The following is a 21,913-nucleotide window of genomic DNA, read 5'->3' on the forward strand; positions in this document are numbered from 1 at the left end:
CATGAGCGACGACCACGTCTACATGACCCTCGCCGAGGGACACGACGACGACACCCGCTGGGCCTACGGCACCGGCTTCGAGGACCCCCTGCACGGCGTCGACACCGCCGTGCCCGACGACGTGGACGCCGGTGAACTGGCGGCCCTGTGCGTCACCCTGGCCGACGACGCCCTGGTCTCGGCCCAGCGGCTCGCCGAGTGGACCACCCGCGCCCCCGAGCTGGAGGAGGAGGTCGCGCTGGCCAACATCGGGCTCGACCTGCTCGGCCAGGCCCGGCTGCTCTACTCCCGCGCGGGCCAGGCCGACGGCACCGGCCGCGACGAGGACGCCTTCGCCTACTTCCGCGACGCCGGCGACTTCCGCAACGTACGCCTGGCCGAACTGCCGTGCGGCGACTTCGCGTTCTCGATCGTGCGGCTGCTGGTGTTCGCCAGCTGGCGCCTCGCGCACTTCGAGCGGCTCACCGCACACCGCGACCCGGTACTCGCGGCCATCGCCGCCAAGGGCGTGAAGGAGCTGGCCTACCACCGCCAGTACGCGGCCGAGTGGGCCGTGCGCCTGGGCGACGGCACCGATGAGTCGCACCGCCGGATGCGCAGGGCACAGGAGCAGGTCGCGCCCTACCTGGGCGAGCTGTTCACGGCGTACGACGTCCGGGACGAGGTCGTCGCCGTGCTGCGCCAGGTCACCGAGGCGGCAGGGCTGCCCATGCCCGTCTACCGCCCGCTGCCCGGCTCGGGCCGCACCGGGGAGCACACCGGGCATCTCGCCCCGCTGCTCGCAGAGTTGCAGGGCATCGCCCGCGCCCACCCGGAGGCGACATGGTGACGGCACTCCTGGACGAGCGAAGGGCCCGGCGTATCGCCGAGCAGGTGCCGGACCCCGAACTGCCCATGCTCACCCTGGCCGACCTCGGGGTGCTGCGCGAGGTGAGCCTGGCTCCGGACGGCACGGTGGTCGCGAGCCTCACCCCGACCTACTCGGGCTGCCCGGCGATGGCGGAGATGCGCGCCGGCGTGGCCGCCCGGCTGCGCGAGGCCGGGTACGAGCGCGTGGAGATCCGCACGGTCCTCGACCCGCCGTGGAGCAGCGACTGGATCACGGCGGACGGCCGGCGCAAGCTCGCCGAGCACGGCATCGCCCCGCCCGGCGCCGCGCCCGCGCGTGCCGCCGGCCCCGTCCCGCTCGTGCTGTCGCCGACCCGCCGCTCCGTGCCCTGCCCCCGCTGCGGTCACCCCGACACCGAGGAGACCTCCCGCTTCGGCGCCACGTCCTGCAAGTCCCTGTGGCGCTGCCTCGCCTGCCGCGAGCCGTTCGAGTACGTCAAGGAGATCTGATGGAGGACCTGATGGAGCCGGCCCCCGCCCCGGCGGCACGCGCGCGTGCCCGCCGACGTCCGGTCTTCCACTCCCTGCGGGTCGCCGCCGTGGACCCGCTGTGCGAGGACGCGGCAGCCGTCAGCTTCGACATCCCGGCCGACCTGGCCGAGGAGTTCGCCTTCATGCCCGGCCAGTCCCTCACCCTGCGCCGCGACATCGACGGCCGGGACGAGCGCCGCTCCTACTCGATCTGCGCCCCCGCCGGCACCACCCCGCGCATCGGCGTCCGCGTGGTGCCGGGCGGCCTGTTCTCCTCCTGGCTCGTGCGGGACGTACGCCCCGGTGACACCGTCGAGGTGATGGCACCCACCGGCGCCTTCACCCCCGACCTCACCACCCACGGCCACCACGTCCTGATCGCCGCAGGCTCCGGCATCACACCCATGGTCTCCATCGCCGAGTCCGTCCTGGCCTCCGACTCCCGCTCGCGCGTCACCCTCCTCTACGGCAACCGCCGTACCGGCACGGTGATGTTCGCCGACGACCTCGCCGACCTGAAGGACCTCTACCCGACGCGGTTCCAGCTCGCCCACGTCCTGTCCCGCGAGCCCCGCGAGGCCGAGGTGCTCTCCGGCCGCCTCGACGCCCAGCGGCTCTCCGCCCTCGTCGACGCCCTGGTCGACGTGGAGTCCGCCGACCACTGGTGGCTGTGCGGCCCGCACGGCATGGTCCGCGCCGCCCAGGAGGTCCTCGCCGGCCTCGACGTGCCCGCCGACCGCGTCCACCAGGAGCTCTTCTACGCCGACGACGAGCCCGTCCGCGAGGTCCATCACGCCGAGACCGGCCCCACCGGCCCCGTCAGCCAGGTCACCGTCACCCTCGACGGCCGCTCCACCACCTCGGCCCTGCCCCGCGAACGGACCATCCTCGAAGGCGCCCAGCAGACCCGCCCCGACCTGCCCTTCGCCTGCAAGGGCGGCGTCTGCGGCACCTGCCGCGCCCTGGTCACCGACGGCAAGGCCGACATGCGCCGCAACTTCGCCCTCGAACCGTCCGAGGTCGACGCCGGCTACGTCCTCACCTGCCAGTCGTTCCCGGTGTCCGAGGAGCTGACGGTGGACTTCGACACCTGAGCCCGCGGACGGCGGGCAAGCCGGCGGCCACAGGCCTGACCAGGCATCTCGACATACCGGTGGGTCAGTACGCACAAGGGCAACAGGAGGGCGAAGAAGGCCACTTCGAGCCCGGCGTGGTCGTCGTGCCTGCGTCCGGCGGTGCCGTCGATCACCGCGAGCAGCACCGGATGCACCAGGTAGACCGAGTAGCTGACCGCTCCCAGGCCGGTCAGCGGTCGCGGTACGCGCCGGTCGCGCCACGCCCATCCCGCCGCGAAGGTGAGCACGGCCAGCAGGAACGCCGTGATCCAGCCGCGCCGTGTGAAGTGGTGGCCGTCGCCGTACCGGTAGGCACTTCCCACGGCACAGGCGACCACCACTACGGCGGTGCCTCCCGCGCGGCGCCAGGTGCCAAGCCCTCGCTCGGCACGATGGACCGCGGTGCCGAGGAACATGACGGCGAGGATCACCAGGCCCTCCCACAACGGGACCGTGCCGTTGAACGCGACGAGCACGAGCCCCAGCGCCCCGCCCAGCACACCCCCGAACACCCGCGGCCCGGGTGAGCCCGAGCTCGCACAGCACAGGGCCGCCCCCATGGCGGCCGCCGCGAAGGCGATCAGCGGGCCGGTGCCGACCAGGCCGGACAGCGCGGAAACCGGCAGTACGGCACCCGCCGTCGCGCTCACTCCCGCGAGGACCGCCAAGGCGATCGCGACCGCCGACGACCGCTGGTGCAGCCGCACCGTGAAGAGCGCGACGACCAGCAGGTAGAAGCACATCTCGTACGAGAGCGTCCAGAGGACGAGCAGGGCATTGGGCGTCCCCAGGAGCTCCTGGAGCATGGTGACGTGCGCGACGGCCACGGCGACCGGACTCTGCGAACCGAAGTCCCGCACCGTGGAGAGCCCCAGGAGGTCGACGGCAACCAGGACCGTGACGACGGCCGCCCACAGCGGGTACACCCGGAAGACGCGGCCGATCCAGAACGTCCGTACACAGCCCCGGCGTTCCAGCGATGCCGGGATGATGTATCCGCTGACCAGGAAGAACACCATGATGCCGTAGCGGCTGGTGTTGAACTGCGGCATCAGCTCCGCCCGGAAATCCGGCATGAAGGTGTGCGACGAGTGGTCGAACACCACGACGAGCGCGGCCAGTCCACGCAACGCGTCGAGCCAGCCCAGCCGCGCGCTCACCGTGTGCAGGGCCGCACCTCGTAGTACTCGATCTCGTCCCTGGGCACCGGCTCGCCCCAGGAGTTCTCGATCACCAGCGTGCTGCCCCGGCGCAGGGTGACGGGCCAGGCGCGGATGGGGTCGCCCTCGGCGGTGAGAACCATGACCCGGGGGATGTCCCACGAGCTGCACGCGTCCTGGGGAGCGACCACGTCCACGTGGATGCCCCACGGGCGCACGCGTTCCGCGAGTTCCAGTTGGTCGTCGATGCCGAAGCCCTGCTTGACGGTGAGTTCGATACTGCCGTTGTCGTGGCGCTCCACCGCGAACGCGCTGGACTCGGCGGGCGAGCCGGGCACCACCACCGCGGCGGCCCACGCCGCGGCACAGGCCGCCACCACCACGGCGATCCGGCGCGGGGCGAACCAGCGACGCACCGCATCCGTCACCCTGCCCGGGTCCGCCCCGGCCCCGGCCCCGGCCCCGCGCAGCTCGATCTCCCTCTTCAGCTCACCGAGCAGCCGGTCCTCGAACCTCGTCGTCATGCTTCCCCCCTCGCCACGTACACCAGCGATCCCTCCGCCGACCGAGCGGTCCGGCGGTCCGTCTCCTCGCGCAGCGCCTTGCGCGCCCGGTGCAGCCGGACCCGGGCCGTGACCTGGCGGATGCCCAGCGCGGCCGCGGCCTCGGTGACCGTGAGCTGGTCGACCGCGATCAGTTCCATGACGGCCCGCTCGCCCTCGGGCAACCTCGACAGCGCGTCCAGGACGCGCCGCCCGGGGCTCTCCGCGTCGAGCTTGTCCTCGATGCGGGCGATGTCGTCGGGCTCCAGCAACCGCCGCCCCGAGATGCGCAGATCGCGTGCGGTCTCCCGGGCGACCCGGCGACGCTCCGACGACACCACGTTGCGGGCGATGCCGTACAGCCATGCGGTCTCGCTGCCGAGGCGCGGCCGGTACGTGCCGGCCGAGTCGAGGACGGCGAGGAATATCTCGGCCGTCAGGTCGGCCGCCGTGTGCGGGTCGTCCACCCGGCGGGCCACGAAACGCAGCACCGCGTCGACATGGCGCCGGTAGAACTCCTCGAAGAGCCGCGGGTCACCGACCGTCGCAGCGGGCCCACTCCGTAACCGTTCCGCGTCGTCCACACGTGTCTCCCCTTCTCGTCGACAGGTGCCTGTCACTTGTTCTTGGAACGGAACGCGAAAAGCGTTACAGGGGGCGGGCTCCCCGGCCGGCGCGCAGCACCCGCAACGCCGTGAGCGCCACGTGGAGTTCCGTGCGGCGGTCACCGGATTCGAGGTCGGTGTCGAGGAGACGCTCGATGGTGCGCAGGCGCTGGTACATGGTCTCCCTGGACAGGCCGCCGCGACGGGCCGCCGTGGTCTTGTTGCCGGCGGCGTCGAGGTAGTGGCCCAGGGTCGCCAGCAGATCGGTGCCGTGCCGGGTGTCGTGGTCGACGAGCCGGCTCAGCCGCCGCTCCGTGTAGTCCTGGATCCGGGTGTCCTCGCGCAGCGCGTACAGCAGCCGGCGCAGGTCGATGTCCGGCAGCTCGTGGAAGGAGCGGTCCGCGGGCAGGGCCTGGCCGGGCGGGGTGGCCTCTATGACCCGGGCCGCCTCCCGGAAGGAACGTGCGGTGTCGGCGAGGTCCGCCACCTCCGAGCCGGCGCCGATGATCGCCTCCGGGGCCAGCGCCAGCGCGGTGCGGCTCAGCCGTTCGGCCACGGGCCGCCAGGGCCGGTCGGGGCGCAGGGCCAGCAGGACGCCGAGACGGCCGGGGGAGAGCTCGCCGACCAGGGCCGGGACCCCGGTCGACCTCAGCTCCCGGTGCAGCCGGGCTTCCGGCTCCGCGTCCTCCCCGCCGGGACCCGGATCCACGAGGACCGCCACGAAGACGGCCTCCGTGGGCAGCCCCAGCGCGGCGCAGCGGGCGCGGACGTCCTCGGCGGAGTGGTGGCGCTGCTCCGCCAGCTCCCGCAGGACGGTGCGGTGGGCCGTGTGCTCCCACGGCGTGGAGTGGATGAGCCGGGCCACGGTCAGGGCCATCGCCGTCCGCTCCAGGACGGTGACGTGCTCCGGACCGAAGGGCGCCCCGGCGGCGGGCAGCATCGCCAGACGCCCCCAGCGTTCCCCCTGGTAGGAGACGGGCGCGGTGAGCCACCCCTCCGGGCCGCCCACCTCCGTGCGGTCGCCGGGCTCGGCCGCCCGGGAGCGCCGCTCCCAGTCCCCGAGCGCCTCCTCCACCGTGCTCCCCGACGGCTCGCAGATCAGTGCCTGGTGCACCAGGTTCTCCAGCACGACCGTCCGGCCGCTCATCTCCGCCGCCGCGCGCACCACCTCCTGCGGCCCCGCCCCACGCAGCGTCAGGGCTGTGAACGCCTCGTGGATCCGCTGCGTCCGCCGCATCGCGTCGGCCTGGTTGCCGAGGATCAGCGCGTGCACGACCTGGGTGACCTCCAGGAAGTTGACGTCCCGGGCGAGGGTGACCAGGGGGAGTCCCCGGGCCCGGCAGGCCTGCACGAGGGCGTCGGGCGGCCGGTGGTAGCGCCGTACGAGTTCGATGACCAGGGCGGCCGCTCCCACTTCGGTGAGTTCGTCGACGTACCGGCGGACGCCCGCTGCGTCCTCGGGCAGCGGCATGCCGGTGGTCAGGACCAGCTCGCCGCCCTTGAGGAAGGAGGCCGGGTCCGTCAGCTCGGTGATGTGCACCCAGCGCACCGGCTGGTCCAACTGAGCCAGTCCCGTGACGACTTGGGGCTGTCCGGCGGCCAGGACCGGCAGGGCCAGGACGTCGGCGAGGGTGGGTGCGCGACCGGCGGGGGCGGGATCAGGGCCGGCCGTCGGGGGGTGCTGGTTCACGGTGCCTCCCTGCGTGCCCGGTCACTCTGACAAGCGGGGCTGACCTGCGCAAGAGCGGTTCACGGGTGGGACAGGGGGTGCCCGGGGGGTCCGGCGGTTGACACAACGTCCGAACAACGGGTTCCGGCCGGACACATCACGCGTTGTCGGGCGCCGCCGCGGCTTGGATGCTCGGCACCGGAGCTGAGCCACGCAACCACACCTCGTCGTACGGCCGGGAGACACCATGACCGCACTGTCGCCGCACCTTCGCCAGGCCACGCCCGTCGTGGCGGCCCGGGGCGAGGGCGTCCACCTCTACGGTGAGGACGGCCGCCGCTACCTCGACTTCACCGCCGGCATCGGCGTCACCAGCACCGGGCACTGTCACCCCAAGGTCGTGGCGGCGGCGCAGGAGCAGGTGGGCACGCTGATCCACGGCCAGTACACGACCGTGATGCACCAGCCGCTGCGCCGCCTCGTCGACAAGCTGGGCGAGGTGCTGCCGGCCGGCCTGGACAGTCTGTTCTTCACCAACTCCGGCAGCGAGGCCGTCGAGTCGGCACTGCGGCTGGCCCGCCAGGCGACCGGCCGGCCGAACGTCGTCGTCTGCCACGGCGGCTTCCACGGCCGTACGGTCGCCGCCGCCTCCATGACCACCTCCGGCATCCGCTTCCGCTCCGGGTTCTCCCCGCTGATGAGCGGCGTGGTCGTCACCCCCTTCCCGACCGCCTACCGCTACGGCTGGGACGAGGAGACGGCGACGCGCTTCGCCCTCAAGGAGCTCGACTACACCCTCCAGACGATCTCCTCGCCCGCCGACACGGCGGCGATCATCGTCGAGCCGGTGCTCGGCGAGGGCGGCTACGTCCCCGCGAACCGCGCCTTCCTGGAAGGCCTGCGCGAGCGGGCGGACCGGCACGGCTTCCTCCTGATCCTCGACGAGGTGCAGACCGGCGTCGGCCGCACCGGCCGCTTCTGGGGCCACGACCACTTCGGCGTCACCCCCGACATCCTCGTCACCGCCAAGGGCCTGGCCAGCGGCTTCCCCCTCTCCGGCATCGCCGCCTCCGAGGAACTGATGGCCAGGGCATGGCCCGGCTCGCAGGGCGGCACGTACGGCGCCAACGCCGTCGCCTGCGCCGCAGCCTGCGCGACGCTGGACGTCGTACGCGACGAGAAGCTCGTGGAGAACGCCGAGGCGATGGGCAAGAGGCTCCGCCAGGGACTGGAAGCCGTCGCCGACCGAACCCCGGGCATCGGCGACGTCCGCGGCCTCGGTCTCATGCTCGCCACCGAGTTCGTCACCGAGGACGGCGACCCCGACCCGGAGACCGCCGCCCGCGTCCAGCGCGCCGCCGTCGACGAGGGCCTGCTCCTGCTGCTGTGCGGCGCCTGGAACCAGGTCGTCCGCATGATCCCGGCACTCGTGATCGACGAGACGGGCGTCGACGAGGGTCTCCAGGCCTGGACGAACGCGGTCGAGGCAGGCACGTCGGGATCCGGGGCCCGATGACCACCGCCACCCGCGACCTGGCCGGTCTCATGGCCCGTGCCGCCGAGTTCGCGCCCGGTCCGCGGGTGGAGACCGGCCCGGGGGCCACCGGCCCCTACGCCTACGACGCCTCCGCTACCCCGCCGATCAACCAGGAGAGACGACATGACCGAGGTACTGACTCAGTTGTTCATCGGCGGAGCCTGGGTGGACGCCGCGGACGGTGCCACCATGCCCGTCGACGACCCCGCCACCGGTGAGATCCTCTGCCACGTCGCCGACGCCGGCCCCAAGGACGCCCGGCTCGCGGAGGAGGCGGCCGTCCAGGCCCAGGCGGACTGGGCCCGCACCGCGCCCCGGGCACGTAGTGAAATCCTGCGCCGCGCACACGAGATCATCCTGGACCGCACCGACGAGCTGGCCCATCTGATGACCTCCGAGATGGGCAAGCCGCTCGCCGAGGCCCGGGGCGAGGTGGCCTACGCGGCCGAGTTCTTCCGCTGGTTCTCCGAGGAGGCCGTGCGGATCGACGGCGGCTGCGGTCTGCTGCCCGACGGCCGCAACCGCATGCTGCTCTCCCGTCGCCCGGTCGGCCCGTGCCTGCTGGTCACCCCGTGGAACTTCCCGCTGGCCATGGGCACCCGCAAGATCGGCCCGGCCATCGCGGCGGGCTGCACGATGATCCTCAAGCCCGCCCCGCAGACCCCGCTGTCCAGCCTCGCGCTGGCCGGGATCCTCCAGGAGACGGGCCTGCCGGACGGGGTGCTGAACGTCGTCACCACCTCCCGCGCCGGCGAGGTGTGCGAGCCGCTGCTGCGCGGCGGCCGGATCCGCAAGCTGTCCTTCACCGGCTCCACCGCCGTGGGCCGCATCCTGCTGGCCCAGTGTGCCGACACCGTCGTACGCACCTCGATGGAGCTGGGCGGCAACGCCCCCTTCATCGTCTTCGACGACGCCGACCTCGACGCGGCCGTGGACGGTGCGATGGTCGCCAAGATGCGCAACATGGGCGAGGCCTGCACGGCCGCGAACCGCTTCTTCGTGCACCGGTCGGTGGCCGAGGAGTTCGGGCGGCGGCTCGCCGAGCGGATGGGCGCGCTCGTGGTGGGGCCCGGCACCCGCGACGGCGTGGACGTCGGCCCGCTGATCGACGCCACCGGACGCGCCAAGGTGGAGGAGCTCGTCGCCGACGCGGTGGAGCGCGGCGCCGAGGTGCTCGTGGGAGGTCGAAGGCCGGAAGGGCCGGGCAACTTCTATCCGCCGACCGTGCTGGCCGGTGTCGATCCCGGGAGCCGTCTGATGGACACGGAGATCTTCGGCCCGGTCGCCGCGATCCTCACCTTCGACGACGAGGAAGAGGTCCTGCGCCGGGCCAACGACACCCCCTGGGGGCTCGTCGGTTACGTCTTCACCCAGGGGCTCGATCGCGGCCTGCGCGTCAGCGAACGCCTGGAAGTGGGCATGGTCGGCCTCAACACCGGCCTCGTCTCCAACCCGGCGGCCCCCTTCGGCGGGGTCAAGCAGTCCGGACTCGGGCGTGAGGGCGGCCGGGTCGGGATCGAGGAGTTCCTGGAGTACCAGTACGTGGCCGTGCCCGTGCGATGAAGCGGGGCCCTCATATGAAGGCATGAATGAGTCTTCATGTGTTCCTGTATGGTGAGGGCGGAACGCGCCCCCGCCTGAAGGACCCTCATGACCTCCACGCTCACGCCTCGGCCGGTCGAACGGCGGCAGCCCGAGCGTCCCGGGACCTTGCCCCGGCGGCGTACCCGTGTCCTCGCCCTCCCCGAGGCGCGCTGGGCCGCCGCGGCCACCGTCCTCTTCCTGCTCGCGCTGCCCTTGCAGCTGACCGGCGCCCCGGCCTGGACATGGGGACCGCTGTACGCCCTGTCGTACGTCACGGGGGGATGGGAGCCGGGGTGGGACGGGCTCAAGGCGCTCAAGGACCGCACGCTCGACGTCGACCTGCTGATGGTCGTCGCCGCGCTGGGTGCCGCCGCGATCGGGCAGGTCATGGACGGCGCGCTGCTCATCGTCATCTTCGCCACCTCGGGAGCGCTGGAGGCACTGGCCACGGCCCGCACCGCCGACTCCGTCCGGGGGCTGCTCGACCTGGCCCCCGCGACGGCCACCCGCCTGAGCCCCGACGGCGGTGAACAGACTGTCGCGGTGGAGGAGTTGACGGTCGGGGACATCGTCCTCGTACGCCCCGGGGAGCGCGTGGGCGCCGACGGCCGGGTGCTGGACGGGGCGAGCGAGATGGACCAGGCGACCATCACCGGCGAGCCGCTGCCGGTGCCGAAGGAGCGGGGCGACGAGGTCTTCGCGGGCACCCTCAACGGCACCGGCTCGCTGCGCGTCCGGGTCCAGCGAGACGCCTCCGACTCGGTGATCGCCCGCATCGTCCGCATGGTGCAGGAGGCGTCCGAGACCAAGGCACCCACGCAGCTGTTCATCGAGAAGGTCGAACAGCGCTACTCGCTGGGCATGGTGGCCGCGACCCTGGCCGTCTTCCTGGTGCCGCTGGCCTTCGGCGCGCAGCTCACCGACGCGCTGCTGCGCGCCATGACGTTCATGATCGTCGCCTCCCCGTGCGCGGTCGTGCTGGCCACCATGCCGCCCCTGCTGTCGGCCATCGCCAACGCCGGGCGGCACGGCGTGCTGGTGAAGTCGGCCGTGGTGATGGAGCGGATCGGCCAGGTGGACGCGGTCGCCCTGGACAAGACCGGCACGCTCACCGAGGGCAGCCCGCGCGTCACCGACGTGCGGCCGCTGCCCGGATCCGGCCTGGACGAACGGGAGTTGCTGACACTGGCGGCCGCCGCCGAGCGGCCCAGTGAGCACCCGCTGGCCCGGGCGGTGGCGGACGCGGCCCGCGAACGCGGACTCGACCTGCCCGAGGCGCGGGACTTCACGTCCGCACCGGGCGTGGGAGTCACCGCCGTCGTCGACGGCCGCACGGTCGCGGTGGGCGCGCCCGCCCGGCTGCTGGACGCCCGCGACGGCATGGCCGCGGAGCCGGATGCCGCAGTCGGCATGGCCGCGGAATCGGACGACGCCGCAGTCGGCACGGCCGCGGAATCGGACGCCGCAGTCGGCATGGCCGCGGAATCGGACGCCGCAGTTGGCATGCCCACGGAATCGGACGCCGCAGTCGGCATGGCCGCGGAATCGGACGCCGCGGTCGGCGCGGCCGCGGAAACGGAGGAGTCCCACCGCACGGCCGCGTACCTGGACGAGTCCCACCGCATGGTCGGGGAACTGGAGGAGTCCGGCCGTACCGCCGTCCTGGTCGTCGTCGACGGCATCCCCGCCGGACTGCTCGGCATCGCCGACCGGCTGCGCCCGGACGCCGCCGCCACGGTCGCCTCCCTCGCCCGGCTCACCGGCAGCGCCCCCGTGCTCCTCACCGGCGACAACCCCCGGGCCGCCGCACATCTCGCCGCCGAGGCGGGCATCGACGACGTGCGCGCCGGGCTGCTGCCGCAGGACAAGCTGGACGCCGTCCGGGAGATGGAGAGCACGGGCCGCAAGGTGCTGGTCGTCGGGGACGGCGTCAACGACGCGCCCGCCCTGGCCGCCGCGCACACCGGGATCGCCATGGGCCGGGCCGGCTCCGACCTGGCCCTGGAGACCGCGGACGCCGTCGTCGTGCGCGACGAACTCGCCGCGGTCCCCGCCACCGTCGCCCTGTCCCGCCGCGCACGCACGCTGGTCGTGCAGAACCTCGTGATCGCCGGGGTGTTCATCGCCGGACTGGTCGTCTGGGACCTGGCCGGTGAGCTGCCGCTGCCGCTGGGCGTCGCGGGCCACGAGGGCTCCACGGTCCTGGTCGGCCTGAACGGGCTGCGGCTGCTGAGGGAGGGGGCCTGGCAGCGGGCCGCCGCCGGGGGAAGCAGCTGACGCACGCCCCTCGGAGCACCGGTGCGGGCCGCTGCCGGCCCGCGTCACCAGGTCCCTGGGCACGAGAGTGGCGGTCGTGTGGGCGAGGGCGAGGAGGTGCTCGGTGGCCTTGCGGGCACCGGTGCGGGAGTCGCCCTCAACATCCCGCGGCACCTCGGGGGCACAGGGGACACCCCGGGCACACCGGGACGCCCGGGGGACACCCCGGCCCCACACGATCTCCCCGGTGCTCCCACCAACCCCGAAGATCCACCAGGGTTGCCCCGTTCCCGTTCGGGTACGCGAGCAGGACCGCATCCGGGCCGGATCATGCCCGGGCGGGCCGCACGACCGCCGCTACCAGGGAATCTGCCATGGAGACACCCGCAAACGACCCCACGCCCACGCCCGCCCAGCGGGCTCTGGACGTCCTCGCCGAGAACACCGAGGACACGGCGGCTCTGGACGCGCTCGCCAACAGCGACGTGCTCATCCCCGTGCCCGACGACGCCAACGACTCCGACGCCGCCAATCCCTCGGCGGTGGCGCTGCCGGTGCTGGAGCAGCCGGGCGGCGAACCGGTGGTGCCCGTGTTCACCTCGGAGGTGGAGATGGCCGGGCTGCTGCCGTTCGTTTCCCGCTACCGCCTGGTGCCGCTCGGCGCCCTCGCCGCACAGTGGCCGGCCGACGACCTGTCGCTCACCATCGACGGCAGCTCCGAGCACCGCCTGACGCTGACCTCGGAGGGAGTCCGCACCCTGCTGGCCCGCTAGCGGGGCGGCCGACCCGATCCGGGCCTGGGCGGCTCCCCGCCCAGCGTCCGGGACAGGGCTGCCCGCTGCAACGGCAGCACCTCGGCGTGCAGATCACGGCCCTTGGACGTCAGAGAGACCCACACTCCCCGCCGGTCCTCCGCGCAGACGGACCGCGTCACCAGCCCGTCCTTCTCCAGCCGGGCGATCAGCCGTGACAGCGCGCTCTGACTGAGGTGGACCCGCCCCACGAGGTTCTGCACCCGGCACTGCTCGCCCTCCTCGGGCGCCGCGGTCGCGAGCATGTCCAGCACCTCGAAGTCGGAGGCGCCGAGACCGTGCGGATGCAGCGCCCGGTCGATCTCGCACATCGTGCGCGCGTGCGCCGACAGGATGTCCCGCCACCGGTCCTCGAGCCGCCCACCAGCCGTTTTCGACGCCATAGGGGAACGGTAACACCGGTGCAGGGTTCAATGACCGTGCATCGACTACGGGCTCCGAGAGCCCCCGGGCCACCGTCTCGCGGCTCCCGCTCCCGAGCCCTACGCCGACCTCCCAGGTCCGCACGCCCTGCGCCATGAGGCCGGACCAGGCGCTCGCGTCGACGTCCTGGTTCCGGCACCGCTGAGTACACGGGGGCGGGGCCGGCCCCGCCTCCTCGTCGCTCATCCGTCCGAACTCCGCTCCCCGGCAGGGCAGTTCGGTATCGGTCAACGATGCCGAAGCCCGGACGCGGCGGCTTCGGCTGCGAGACAGTGGGAAGACCCGGTGAGAGGGCGAAGCCGCGAGGCAGGGGCACGACATGCTGAGGACACCCACGGACGAGACGCGGCTGCGCATCCTGGCCTGGCTGAAGGAACCCGGTCCCGCGGCGGACGGTGTCACCGCGGACGCCGTCGCCGAGCGGTTCTCGCTGCCGCGCCCGGTCGCCGTCAGCCATCTGCGGCTGCTGGAGGCCACCGGCATGCTGCGCACCAGCAGGTCCGCGGGCCGGGTGCGCTACCACCGCGACGACATGCGGATCGCCGAAGTCGCCCGGATGTTCGAGAAGGGCTGGTAGGCGATCCGGTACACCGGTATCGCCCAGAGGTTGGAGGACACGCGCGCAATGGACCGTCCCACGGCACTCGTACCCCGCCACTACGTCGCGGTGGGCCCCGGCCCCGAGGACGTGGTCGCCGACCCGCGCGGCCGCGTCCTCACCGGCGTCGCCGACGGCCGCATCCTGCGGCTCGACGCCCTCGGCGACCCGGTCGAGGCCCGCGCCGAGGTGGTCGCCGAGACCGGCGGCAGGCCGCTCGGACTCGAACTCCTCCCGGACGGCGACCTGCTGGTGTGCGACGCCGAGCGCGGACTCCTGAGGGTCGACACCGGCGACGGCACGGTCCGGATCCTCGCCGACTCGGTGGCCGGGGAGCCGCTGCGCTTCTGCAGCAACGCCGTGGCCCTCTCCGACGGCAGCGTGTACTTCACCGTCTCCAGCCGCCGCTACCCGCTGGAGCAGTGGATCGGCGACATCGTCGAACACACCGGTACGGGACGGCTGTTGCGGCTCGCCCCCGGCGCCGACGCGCCCGAAGTGGTGCTGGACGGGCTGCAGTTCGCCAACGGCATCGCCGTCGGCGCGGACGAGTCCTTCCTCGTCGTCGCCGAGACCGGTGCCTGCCGGCTGCTGCGCGTCCCGCTCACCGGGCCGACGGCCGGGCGGAGCGAGCCGTTCGCCGAGAACCTCCCCGGCATGCCCGACAACCTCTGGCGCGGCGCGCCCGACGGCCCGATCTGGGTCGCGCTCGCCGGACCCCGCGTCCCGGCCCTCGACCGGTTCCACCGCAGCGCCCCCGGCGTTCGGGCCGCCGCCGCGCGCGTCGCCGTACGCGCCCCGTTCCGGCCCACCGGCACGATCGCCGTCCAGGCCTTCGACGACGAGGGCCGCGTCGTGCACCATCTCGCCCGCAGCCGCTCCGGCTACCGCATGCCCACCAGCGTCTGCGAAGCGGGCGGGCACCTCATCCTCGGCAGCATCTGGGAACGGGGCGTGGCGGTCTGCGAGGCGCCCGCGGCGAAGTGACCCGCACCGTCCCGTCTCGGAGTGACCCCGCCCCGCCCCGGGGTTAACCTGAACTCCGGCCGTGACGGGCGTCGCGGCGCGGCGGTGGGGCCCGCCGTACCCGAACCGCGGCAAGGACGCCGCCAACGGTCCCTACTTGCGACGGCACGTGCCCGTACGACCCGGGCCCCGGCGAGTAGGAGACGGACGACCCCATGACATCCCCCGAAGGCCTCCGCGTCGCGGCGACAGCCCCCCACCCGTCTCCCTGGCGTGCCCAGGCGCCCGTCGTCGCGGTCGTCTCGCTCGGCGGGGGAGTGGGCGCGACCGCCCGGTACGCGGCCTCCCTCTGGTGGCCCACGCCCCCGGGCGGTTTCCCCTGGACGACCCTCGGGATCAACATCGTGGGCTGCGCGGTGATCGGCGTGTTCATGGTGGTCATCACCGAGATCCGGACCGCCCACCCCCTGGTCCGGCCCTTCTTCGGCACCGGCGTCCTCGGCGGCTTCACCACCTTCTCGACGTACGCCGTCGACATCCAGAGACTCATCGACGGCGGCCGTCCCGGCACCGGGCTGGCCTACCTCGCCGCGACCCCGCTCGCGGCGCTCACGGCGGTGTGGCTCGCGGCCGGCACGACCCGCCGCGTCCTGAAAGGCAGGCGACGATGACGAGGCTGACCGGCAGGGCCCTGCGCCTGACCGTCTTCGTCGGCGAGCGCGACACCTGGCACCACAAGCCCCTCTACTCGGAGATCGTGCACCGCGCCCACGCGGCGGGACTCGCGGGTGCCAGCGTCTTCCGCGGCATCGAGGGCTTCGGCGCCTCCTCCCTCATCCACACCTCGCGGCTGCTGTCCCTGAGCGAGGACCTGCCGGTCGCCGTGGTGATCGTCGACACCGAGCCACGGGTCCGCGCCTTCCTGCCGCAGCTCGACGAACTGGTCACCGAGGGGCTGGTGACACTCGACGCCTGCGAGGTCATCCGTTACACGGGCCGGGACGACACGCCCGGCACGACGGACGCGGAGGGTAATAACTCGTTGTGAACTGGCTGCTGGTCGTCGGCGGCGCGCTGGTCGGCGCCCCGCTGCGCTACCTCACCGACCGGGCGGTCCAGGCGCGGCACGACTCGGTCTTCCCCTGGGGCACCTTCACGGTGAACGTCACCGGCTCCCTGATCCTCGGCCTGCTCACCGGAGCCGCCACCCACCTCCAGCTGCTGCTCGGCACGGGCCTGTGCGGGGCCATGACGACATACTCGACGTTCTCCTACGAGACGCTGCGGCTGGCGGAGACCGGGGCGCGGCTGCAGGCCGCCCTCAACGTCGCGGTCAGTGTGACGGCCGGTATCGCCGCGGCCTTCGCGGGGGCGGCACTGGCGCGTCTGTGAGGTGCTGTGAGAGGTGCTGTGACGCGCGGTGAGAGGTGCTGTGGAGCGCTGTGAGGCGCGTTCATGAGATCCGTTCTCGTCCGGGTGTAGTAAGACGGTCCCCTCCGCTCCCGCCCCCCCGAGCAGAACTGGATCCCATGAGCGTCATCAGCGTCGGTCAGGCCGTCGTCCTCGGAGCCGTCGAGGGGGTGACCGAGTTCCTGCCCGTCTCCTCCACCGGGCATCTGAAGATCGTCGAGGGACTGATGGGCATCCCCGTCGACGACCACGCCGTGGTCGGGTTCTCGGCCGTCATCCAGGTCGGCGCGATCGCCGCGGTCCTCGTGTACTTCTTCAAGGACATCGTGCGGATCGTGTCCGCCTGGGGAAGAGGCCTGCGCGACCGTGAGGAGCGGTACCACCACGACTACAAGTTCGCCTGGTGGGTCATCTGCGCGACCATCCCGATCGTCGTCGTCGGACTCGCGGCCAAGCCGCTCATCGAGGGCCCGCTGGCCTCGCTGTGGGTGGTCGCCGGCTCGCTGATCGCCGGCAGCGGTGTGATGTGGGCGGCCGACCGGGTGGGCCGGCACAAGCGCGGCGAGGACGACACCTCGTTCAAGGACGCGATGCTGGTCGGCAGCTCTCAGATCCTCGCCCTGCTCTTCCCCGGCTTCTCCCGCTCCGGCGCCACCATGTCCACCGCGCTCATCCTGGACCTGGACCGCGTCGCCGCCACCCGCCTCTCCTTCTTCCTCGGCATCCCCGCCCTGACCGGCGCCGGCCTCTACGAGCTCAAGGACGCCCTGGGCACGGGGGTCGGCGCCGCGCCGCTCGCCGCCGGCACGCTCGTGTCGTTCGTGGTGGCGTACGCCTCGATCGCCTGGCTGCTGAAGTTCGTCGTCAAGCACTCCTTCAACGCGTTCGTGATCTACCGGGTCGTGGTGGGTGTGCTGCTGTTCGGGCTGCTCGGGGCCGGGGTGCTGCACAGTTGAGTGGTCTGCCGGGAGGCGCCGTCGGCCGGCTGCGGCGCCATCGTGGCTCGTCGCGCAGTTCCCCGCGCCCCTTTGGGGCGGCCCTTGACAGCAGCTTCCGCCGACCGGAGTATCTCTCCCGTGAACCTGTCAGACAGCCGGACAGCCGGACAGCCCGTGCGACGCGTCAGTGCCATGGAAGCGGTGCTGGCGTACCTGCGCGACGCCATCGAGCGGGGCGAGTACGCCATCGGCGACAAGCTCCCCTCCGAGGCGGAACTGTGCCGCACCCTCGAGGTCTCCCGGCCGGTGCTGCGCGAGGCGCTGCGGGCGCTGCAGACCATGGGTCTGACTGTGTCCAGGACCGGTAAGGGCACCTTCGTCGTCGCCGGCACCGTCGAGGACCCCACCTTCGGCGACTACGCGGCCAGCGACCTGCTGGAGGTGCGGCGCCACGTCGAGATCCCGGTCGCCGGGTACGCGGCCCGGCGCCGCACGCCGGAGAACCTCGACCATCTGTCCCACATCCTGGACCGGATGGAGCGGGAGACGGACACCACCGCCTGGGTCGCCATGGACACGCTGTTCCACCTCGCCGTGGCCGAGGCCGCCCAGAACCCGGTCTTCCGCCGGGTCATCGAGGAGATCCGGGACGCACTGGCCCGCCAGTCCGCCTTCCTCAACGAGCTGGGCGGCCGCCGCGAGCAGTCCAACCGCGAGCACCGGGCGATCGTCGAGGCGCTGATCGACGGTTCCGAGAACGACGCGGTGGAGGCCATGGCCCACCATCTGGACCGCGTCGAGACCACCCTCACCGACATCGTGCGCTCGTCGCGCACGGAGACCCCCACGGAAGGCGGACCCGAGGCGTGAGTGAGCAGTCCCTGCAGAACGAGGTGCAGAAACGTTCCGTCCATGTCGATGCCGGAGACGCGGGCTACAGCAAGTCCCTGAAGTCCCGGCACGTCAACATGATCGCCATCGGCGGAGCCATCGGCACCGGTCTCTTCCTCGGCGCCGGCGGCCGCCTCGCCGACGCCGGGCCCTCCCTCTTCATCGCCTACGCCGTCTGCGGCCTCTTCGCCTTCCTCGTCGTACGCGCTCTCGGCGAACTCGTGCTGTACCGGCCCTCCTCCGGCGCCTTCGTCTCCTACGCACGCGAGTTCATGGGGGAGAAGGGCGCCTACACCGCCGGCTGGATGTACTTCCTGAACTGGGCGACCACCGGCATCGCCGACATCACCGCCGTCGCCACCTACACCCACTACTGGGGCATGTTCTCCGACATACCGCAGTGGGTGATCGCGCTGATCGCGCTGGCGGTCGTCCTCACCGTCAACCTGATCTCGGTGAAGATCTTCGGCGAGCTGGAGTTCTGGTTCGCGATCGTCAAGGTCGGCGCACTGGTCGTCTTCATGTGCATCGGCATCTTCCTGCTGGTCACCCAGCACCCCGTCGACGGCCACACCCCGGGCCCGTCCCTGATCGGCGACAGCGGCGGCGTCTTCCCGCACGGCCTGCTGCCCATGCTGCTGATCATCCAGGGCGTCGTCTTCGCCTACGCCTCCGTCGAGCTGGTCGGCGTCGCCGCCGGTGAGACCGAGAGCCCCGAGAAGATCATGCCGAAGGCGATCAACTCGATCATGTGGCGCGTCGGCGTGTTCTACGTCGGCTCGGTCGTGCTGCTGTCGATGCTGCTGCCCTGGAACAAGTACACCGCCGGGGAGAGCCCCTTCGTGACGGTGCTGTCCAACATCGGGGTCCCGGCGGCGGGCGGCGTGATGAACCTCGTCGTCCTCACGGCCGCCATGTCCTCCCTCAACTCCGGCCTCTACTCCACCGGCCGCATCCTGCGCTCCATGGCCATGGCCGGATCCGCGCCGAAGTTCACCTCCGTGATGAGCCGCAGCCAGGTCCCCTACGGCGGCATCCTGCTCACCAGCGGCATCTGCGTCCTGGGCGTCGGCCTCAACTTCGTCGTGCCCGCCGAGGCGTTCGAGATCGTGCTGAACTTCGCCGCGATCGGCATCCTCGCCACCTGGGGCATGATCATGATCTGTCACCTCCTCTTCTGGCAGAAGACCCAGAGGGGCGAGCTGACCCGCCCGGGCTACCGGCTTCCGGGCTCCCCCTGGACCGAGATCGTGACGCTGGCCTTCCTCGCCTCCGTCCTGGTCCTCATGTACGCCGACGGCGGCGCGGGACGCACCACCGTGCTGTGCCTGCCGCTGATCGTCGGGGCACTGGTCGCCGGATGGTTCGGCATCCGCGGCCGTACCGCGCGCAAGTCCACCACCGGAGCCGACGCGTGACGAACGCGCCGCTCCAGGAGAAGCAGGCAGTGATGTTCAGCAGTTCACCCGCGGACGCACCCCTTGTCCGTGAACCCGTCCACGCCCCCGTCGCCCACCTCATCCGTGGCGGAATCGTCGAAGGCATCCACTACGGCTCCGTCGTCGTCCTCGACGCCGACGGAGAGGTCCGGCTCCAGATCGGAGACATCGAGGCCGCCTTCTACCCGCGCTCCGCGATCAAGCCCGTCCAGGCCGTGGCCATGGTCCGGGCCGGGCTGCCGCTCGACGGCGAGCTGCTGTCCCTGACGGCGGCCAGCCACTCCGGCGAGGAACGCCACCTCGCCGGCACCCGGCGCATCCTCGAACTCGCCGGACTCACCGAGGAGCACCTGCGCAACGTCCCGGACCTGCCGTTCGACCCGGTCGTCCGGGACGCCTGGGTGCGCGAGGGTCGGCTGCCCTCACGGCTCGCCCAGAACTGCTCCGGCAAGCACGCGGCGATGCTCTACACCTGCACCCTCAACGGCTGGCCCCTGGAGAACTATCTCGACCCCGGCCACCCCCTCCAGCAGGCCATCGCCGAGATCGTCGAGGACCTCACCGGGCAGCGCGTCGCCCGGGTGTCCGTCGACGGCTGCGGCGCGCCCCTGTTCTCCATCTCCCTGCACGGCCTCGCCCGGGCCACCGCCCGGATCGCCACGGCCGCGCCGGGCACGCCCGAGGCCCGGGTCGCCGACGCCATGCGCGAGCACGCGGAGATGGCCTCCGGGTCCGGGCGGGACGTCGCCGCGCTGATGCGGGCCGTGCCGGGGCTGCTGTCCAAGGACGGGTTCGAGGGTGTGCAGGTCGCCGCGCTGGCCGATGGGCGGGCCGTTGCGGTGAAGATCGCGGACGGGGCGAATCGGGCGCGGGTGCCGGTGGCTGCCGCCGGGTTGGCCTGGGCCGGTGTCGAGCCGGGGCTTCTCGCCGAGTTCGCGGGTGAACCCCTGCTCGGGGGCGGGGAGCCGGTGGGGTCGGTACGGGTGGTGCGTGCCCTGGATCCTCTTCCGGCGACGGCTCACCCGTAGCGCTGGGCCGCATACCGACGGGGGACCGCCCGTCGTCGACGGTCCGACGGCCGTCCGTGGTTGTTCGCGCAGTTCCCCGCGCCCCTGAAGGGCGTGCATCCACCCTCAGTTCACGCAGAAAGAGGACCCTCCCCCTCATGACCGCCGCCACCCGCTCCGAGCACGATCTGCTCGGTGACCGTGACGTTCCCGCCGAGGCGTACTGGGGTGTGCACACCCTGCGGGCCACGGAGAACTTCCCCATCACGGGCATGCCCATCTCCGCCTACCCGCACCTGATCGACGCCCTCGCCGCCGTCAAGGAGGCCGCCGCCCTCGCCAACGAGGAACTCGGTCTGCTGGACCCGAAGAAGGCCGCCGCGATCGTCGAGGCCTGCCGGGAGATCCGCGACGGCAAGCTGCACGACCAGTTCGTCGTGGACGTCGTCCAGGGCGGCGCCGGCACCTCCACCAACATGAACGCCAACGAGGTCGTGGCGAACCGGGCCCTGGAACTGCTCGGCCACGCCAAGGGCGAGTACGGGTTCCTGCACCCCAACGAGGACGTCAACCTCGGCCAGTCCACCAACGACGTCTACCCGACCGCCGTCAAGATCGCGACGGTGTTCGCCGTGCGCGGGCTGCTCGACGCGATGTCCGTCCTGCAGGACACGTTCGCCCACAAGGCCGTCGAGTTCCGCGACGTGCTCAAAATGGGCCGCACCCAGTTGCAGGACGCGGTGCCCATGACCCTGGGCCAGGAGTTCTCCGCGTACGCCGTCATGCTGGACGAGGACCGGGCCCGGCTCGCCGAGGCCGTCCAGCTGATCCATGAGATCAACCTCGGCGCCACCGCGATCGGCACCGGCCTCAACGCCCCCGCCGGATACGCGGAAGCGGCCCGCCGCCACCTCGCGGCCATCACGGGCCTGCCCCTGGTCACCGCGGCCAACCTGGTCGAGGCGACCCAGGACTGCGGCGCCTTCGTGCAGATGTCCGGAGTGCTCAAGCGCATCGCGGTCAAGCTCTCCAAGAGCTGCAACGACCTGCGACTGCTGTCCTCCGGCCCGCGCGCAGGGCTCGGCGAGATCAACCTGCCGCCCGTGCAGGCCGGTTCGTCCATCATGCCCGGCAAGGTCAACCCGGTCATACCCGAAGTCGTCAACCAGGTCGCCTTCGAGGTCATCGGCAACGACGTCACCATCACCATGGCCGCCGAGGCCGGACAGCTCCAGCTCAACGCCTTCGAGCCGATCATCCTGCACTCCCTGTCGGAGTCCATCACGCATCTGCAGAGCGCGTGCCTGACCCTGGCCGAGCGCTGCGTGTCCGGCATCACCGCCAACACCGAGGCGTTGCGCACCAGCGTCGAGAACCCCATCGGCCTGGTCACCGCCCTCAACCCGCACATCGGCTACACCGCCGCGACCGACATCGCCAAGGAGGCCCTCGCCACCGGCCGGGGCGTCGCCGAACTGGTCCTGGAGAAGGGTCTGCTCCCCGCCGGGACACTCGCCGGCCTGCTGCGCCCCGAGGTCCTGGCAGGCAGCGGCCAGGCACCGGCCTGACCCACCAAGCGCGCACCGGGACCGGCGGAGGGAC

General features: G+C 72.4%; 22 protein-coding genes. 17 read left to right on the plus strand and 5 right to left on the minus strand.

Going from position 1 to position 21,913, the window contains the following annotated elements:
* Position 1: 1 nt before the first annotated feature.
* The 3 genes from paaC to paaE are packed head-to-tail and all read left to right on the plus strand — an operon-like array spanning position 2 to position 2,453.
* Positions 2–829, plus strand: coding sequence for a 1,2-phenylacetyl-CoA epoxidase subunit PaaC (paaC, locus tag IGS69_RS31765; protein WP_190903897.1), 828 nt, complete (start codon positions 2–4; stop codon positions 827–829).
* Positions 823–1,338, plus strand: a complete 516-nt coding sequence (paaD, locus tag IGS69_RS31770; protein WP_189593846.1) for a 1,2-phenylacetyl-CoA epoxidase subunit PaaD — start codon at positions 823–825, stop codon at positions 1,336–1,338. Before paaC ends, paaD begins: the two co-directional genes overlap by 7 nt.
* A complete protein-coding gene (gene paaE, locus IGS69_RS31775) occupies positions 1,338–2,453 on the plus strand; it encodes a 1,2-phenylacetyl-CoA epoxidase subunit PaaE (RefSeq protein ID WP_232543691.1) in 1,116 nt (371 codons plus the stop codon). Before paaD ends, paaE begins: the two co-directional genes overlap by 1 nt.
* Here the strand turns inward: paaE and IGS69_RS31780 are convergent.
* The 4 genes from IGS69_RS31780 to IGS69_RS31795 form a co-directional block, all read right to left on the minus strand.
* Entirely contained in the window at positions 2,390–3,634 is a 1,245-nt protein-coding gene (locus tag IGS69_RS31780; protein ID WP_232543692.1) for an acyltransferase family protein, read from the minus strand. The two genes, paaE and IGS69_RS31780, sit on opposite strands and share 64 nt — an antisense overlap.
* Entirely contained in the window at positions 3,631–4,158 is a 528-nt protein-coding gene (locus IGS69_RS31785; protein ID WP_190903898.1) for a hypothetical protein, read from the minus strand. Before IGS69_RS31785 ends, IGS69_RS31780 begins: the two co-directional genes overlap by 4 nt.
* Positions 4,155–4,760: an RNA polymerase sigma factor gene (locus tag IGS69_RS31790; protein WP_190903899.1), complete on the minus strand. Its 606-nt coding sequence runs from the start codon at positions 4,758–4,760 to the stop codon at positions 4,155–4,157. The genes IGS69_RS31785 and IGS69_RS31790 overlap by 4 nt, the downstream gene beginning before the upstream one ends.
* 64 nt (positions 4,761–4,824) lie before the next feature.
* The gene (locus IGS69_RS31795; RefSeq protein ID WP_190903900.1) at positions 4,825–6,471 is read right to left on the minus strand and encodes a PucR family transcriptional regulator; all 1,647 of its coding nucleotides are present in this window, start codon (positions 6,469–6,471) and stop codon (positions 4,825–4,827) included.
* Between the two features lie 226 nt (positions 6,472–6,697).
* On the opposite strand from IGS69_RS31795, the gene IGS69_RS31800 reads away from it, so the two are divergent.
* The 4 genes from IGS69_RS31800 (at position 6,698) to IGS69_RS31815 (ending at position 12,600) form a co-directional block, all read left to right on the plus strand.
* On the plus strand, positions 6,698–7,966 hold the full coding sequence (locus IGS69_RS31800) for an aspartate aminotransferase family protein (RefSeq protein WP_190903901.1): 1,269 nt from the start codon (positions 6,698–6,700) through the stop codon (positions 7,964–7,966).
* A 144-nt stretch (positions 7,967–8,110) separates the two neighbouring features.
* The gene (locus tag IGS69_RS31805) at positions 8,111–9,550 is read left to right on the plus strand and encodes an NAD-dependent succinate-semialdehyde dehydrogenase (RefSeq protein ID WP_190903902.1); all 1,440 of its coding nucleotides are present in this window, start codon (positions 8,111–8,113) and stop codon (positions 9,548–9,550) included.
* 87 nt (positions 9,551–9,637) lie between these two features.
* The gene (locus IGS69_RS31810; protein ID WP_232543693.1) at positions 9,638–11,848 is read left to right on the plus strand and encodes a heavy metal translocating P-type ATPase; all 2,211 of its coding nucleotides are present in this window, start codon (positions 9,638–9,640) and stop codon (positions 11,846–11,848) included.
* A gap of 353 nt (positions 11,849–12,201) precedes the next feature.
* Positions 12,202–12,600, plus strand: a complete 399-nt coding sequence (locus IGS69_RS31815) for an SseB family protein (RefSeq protein WP_030844525.1) — start codon at positions 12,202–12,204, stop codon at positions 12,598–12,600.
* Here the strand turns inward: IGS69_RS31815 and IGS69_RS31820 are convergent.
* Positions 12,597–13,022 carry a MarR family winged helix-turn-helix transcriptional regulator gene (locus tag IGS69_RS31820; protein WP_190903903.1) on the minus strand — a complete coding sequence of 142 codons (426 nt, stop codon included), beginning with the start codon at positions 13,020–13,022 and terminating at the stop codon, positions 12,597–12,599. The genes IGS69_RS31815 and IGS69_RS31820 overlap by 4 nt on opposite strands.
* A 359-nt stretch (positions 13,023–13,381) precedes the next feature.
* Between IGS69_RS31820 and IGS69_RS31825 the strand changes: the two genes are divergently transcribed.
* The 10 genes from IGS69_RS31825 (at position 13,382) to aspA (ending at position 21,879) form a co-directional block, all read left to right on the plus strand.
* Complete coding sequence (locus tag IGS69_RS31825) at positions 13,382–13,639, plus strand: ArsR/SmtB family transcription factor (protein WP_190903904.1); 258 nt, start codon at positions 13,382–13,384, stop codon at positions 13,637–13,639.
* Positions 13,640–13,687: 48 nt separating this feature from the next.
* Positions 13,688–14,647: an SMP-30/gluconolactonase/LRE family protein gene (locus IGS69_RS31830; RefSeq protein WP_190903905.1), complete on the plus strand. Its 960-nt coding sequence runs from the start codon at positions 13,688–13,690 to the stop codon at positions 14,645–14,647.
* Between the two features lie 194 nt (positions 14,648–14,841).
* Positions 14,842–15,297, plus strand: coding sequence for a fluoride efflux transporter CrcB (gene crcB, locus IGS69_RS31835; RefSeq protein WP_190903906.1), 456 nt, complete (start codon positions 14,842–14,844; stop codon positions 15,295–15,297).
* Positions 15,294–15,674, plus strand: coding sequence for a DUF190 domain-containing protein (locus IGS69_RS31840; RefSeq protein WP_190903907.1), 381 nt, complete (start codon positions 15,294–15,296; stop codon positions 15,672–15,674). Before crcB (IGS69_RS31835) ends, IGS69_RS31840 begins: the two co-directional genes overlap by 4 nt.
* Positions 15,671–16,018: a fluoride efflux transporter CrcB gene (gene crcB / locus IGS69_RS31845; protein WP_190903908.1), complete on the plus strand. Its 348-nt coding sequence runs from the start codon at positions 15,671–15,673 to the stop codon at positions 16,016–16,018. The genes IGS69_RS31840 and crcB (IGS69_RS31845) overlap by 4 nt, the downstream gene beginning before the upstream one ends.
* A gap of 137 nt (positions 16,019–16,155) precedes the next feature.
* A complete protein-coding gene (locus IGS69_RS31850; protein WP_190903909.1) occupies positions 16,156–16,992 on the plus strand; it encodes an undecaprenyl-diphosphate phosphatase in 837 nt (278 codons plus the stop codon).
* 174 nt (positions 16,993–17,166) lie between these two features.
* Positions 17,167–17,844, plus strand: a complete 678-nt coding sequence (locus IGS69_RS31855; RefSeq protein WP_190904732.1) for a FadR/GntR family transcriptional regulator — start codon at positions 17,167–17,169, stop codon at positions 17,842–17,844.
* Positions 17,841–19,283, plus strand: coding sequence for an amino acid permease (locus tag IGS69_RS31860; protein WP_190903910.1), 1,443 nt, complete (start codon positions 17,841–17,843; stop codon positions 19,281–19,283). Before IGS69_RS31855 ends, IGS69_RS31860 begins: the two co-directional genes overlap by 4 nt.
* Positions 19,284–19,315: 32 nt before the next feature.
* Positions 19,316–20,332, plus strand: coding sequence for an asparaginase (locus tag IGS69_RS31865; protein WP_190904733.1), 1,017 nt, complete (start codon positions 19,316–19,318; stop codon positions 20,330–20,332).
* A gap of 137 nt (positions 20,333–20,469) precedes the next feature.
* Entirely contained in the window at positions 20,470–21,879 is a 1,410-nt protein-coding gene (gene aspA / locus IGS69_RS31870; RefSeq protein ID WP_190903911.1) for an aspartate ammonia-lyase, read from the plus strand.
* Positions 21,880–21,913 lie beyond the last annotated feature (34 nt).

Source organism: Streptomyces tuirus, from assembly GCF_014701095.1.
GTDB lineage: Bacteria > Actinomycetota > Actinomycetes > Streptomycetales > Streptomycetaceae > Streptomyces > Streptomyces tuirus.

What these genes read in the sequence shown, in the direction of transcription:
- paaC (WP_190903897.1), top strand. Translation starts at nt 2, where the DNA reads ATGAGCGACGACCACGTCTACATGACCCTCGCCGAGGGACACGACGAC.
- paaD (WP_189593846.1), top strand. Translation starts at nt 823, where the DNA reads ATGGTGACGGCACTCCTGGACGAGCGAAGGGCCCGGCGTATCGCCGAG.
- paaE (WP_232543691.1), top strand. Translation starts at nt 1,338, where the DNA reads ATGGAGGACCTGATGGAGCCGGCCCCCGCCCCGGCGGCACGCGCGCGT.
- IGS69_RS31785 (WP_190903898.1), bottom strand. Translation starts at nt 4,158, where the DNA reads ATGACGACGAGGTTCGAGGACCGGCTGCTCGGTGAGCTGAAGAGGGAG.
- IGS69_RS31800 (WP_190903901.1), top strand. Translation starts at nt 6,698, where the DNA reads ATGACCGCACTGTCGCCGCACCTTCGCCAGGCCACGCCCGTCGTGGCG.
- IGS69_RS31805 (WP_190903902.1), top strand. Translation starts at nt 8,111, where the DNA reads ATGACCGAGGTACTGACTCAGTTGTTCATCGGCGGAGCCTGGGTGGAC.
- IGS69_RS31810 (WP_232543693.1), top strand. Translation starts at nt 9,638, where the DNA reads ATGACCTCCACGCTCACGCCTCGGCCGGTCGAACGGCGGCAGCCCGAG.
- IGS69_RS31815 (WP_030844525.1), top strand. Translation starts at nt 12,202, where the DNA reads ATGGAGACACCCGCAAACGACCCCACGCCCACGCCCGCCCAGCGGGCT.
- IGS69_RS31820 (WP_190903903.1), bottom strand. Translation starts at nt 13,022, where the DNA reads ATGGCGTCGAAAACGGCTGGTGGGCGGCTCGAGGACCGGTGGCGGGAC.
- IGS69_RS31825 (WP_190903904.1), top strand. Translation starts at nt 13,382, where the DNA reads ATGCTGAGGACACCCACGGACGAGACGCGGCTGCGCATCCTGGCCTGG.
- IGS69_RS31830 (WP_190903905.1), top strand. Translation starts at nt 13,688, where the DNA reads ATGGACCGTCCCACGGCACTCGTACCCCGCCACTACGTCGCGGTGGGC.
- crcB (WP_190903906.1), top strand. Translation starts at nt 14,842, where the DNA reads ATGACATCCCCCGAAGGCCTCCGCGTCGCGGCGACAGCCCCCCACCCG.
- IGS69_RS31840 (WP_190903907.1), top strand. Translation starts at nt 15,294, where the DNA reads ATGACGAGGCTGACCGGCAGGGCCCTGCGCCTGACCGTCTTCGTCGGC.
- IGS69_RS31850 (WP_190903909.1), top strand. Translation starts at nt 16,156, where the DNA reads ATGAGCGTCATCAGCGTCGGTCAGGCCGTCGTCCTCGGAGCCGTCGAG.
- IGS69_RS31855 (WP_190904732.1), top strand. Translation starts at nt 17,167, where the DNA reads ATGGAAGCGGTGCTGGCGTACCTGCGCGACGCCATCGAGCGGGGCGAG.
- IGS69_RS31865 (WP_190904733.1), top strand. Translation starts at nt 19,316, where the DNA reads ATGTTCAGCAGTTCACCCGCGGACGCACCCCTTGTCCGTGAACCCGTC.
- aspA (WP_190903911.1), top strand. Translation starts at nt 20,470, where the DNA reads ATGACCGCCGCCACCCGCTCCGAGCACGATCTGCTCGGTGACCGTGAC.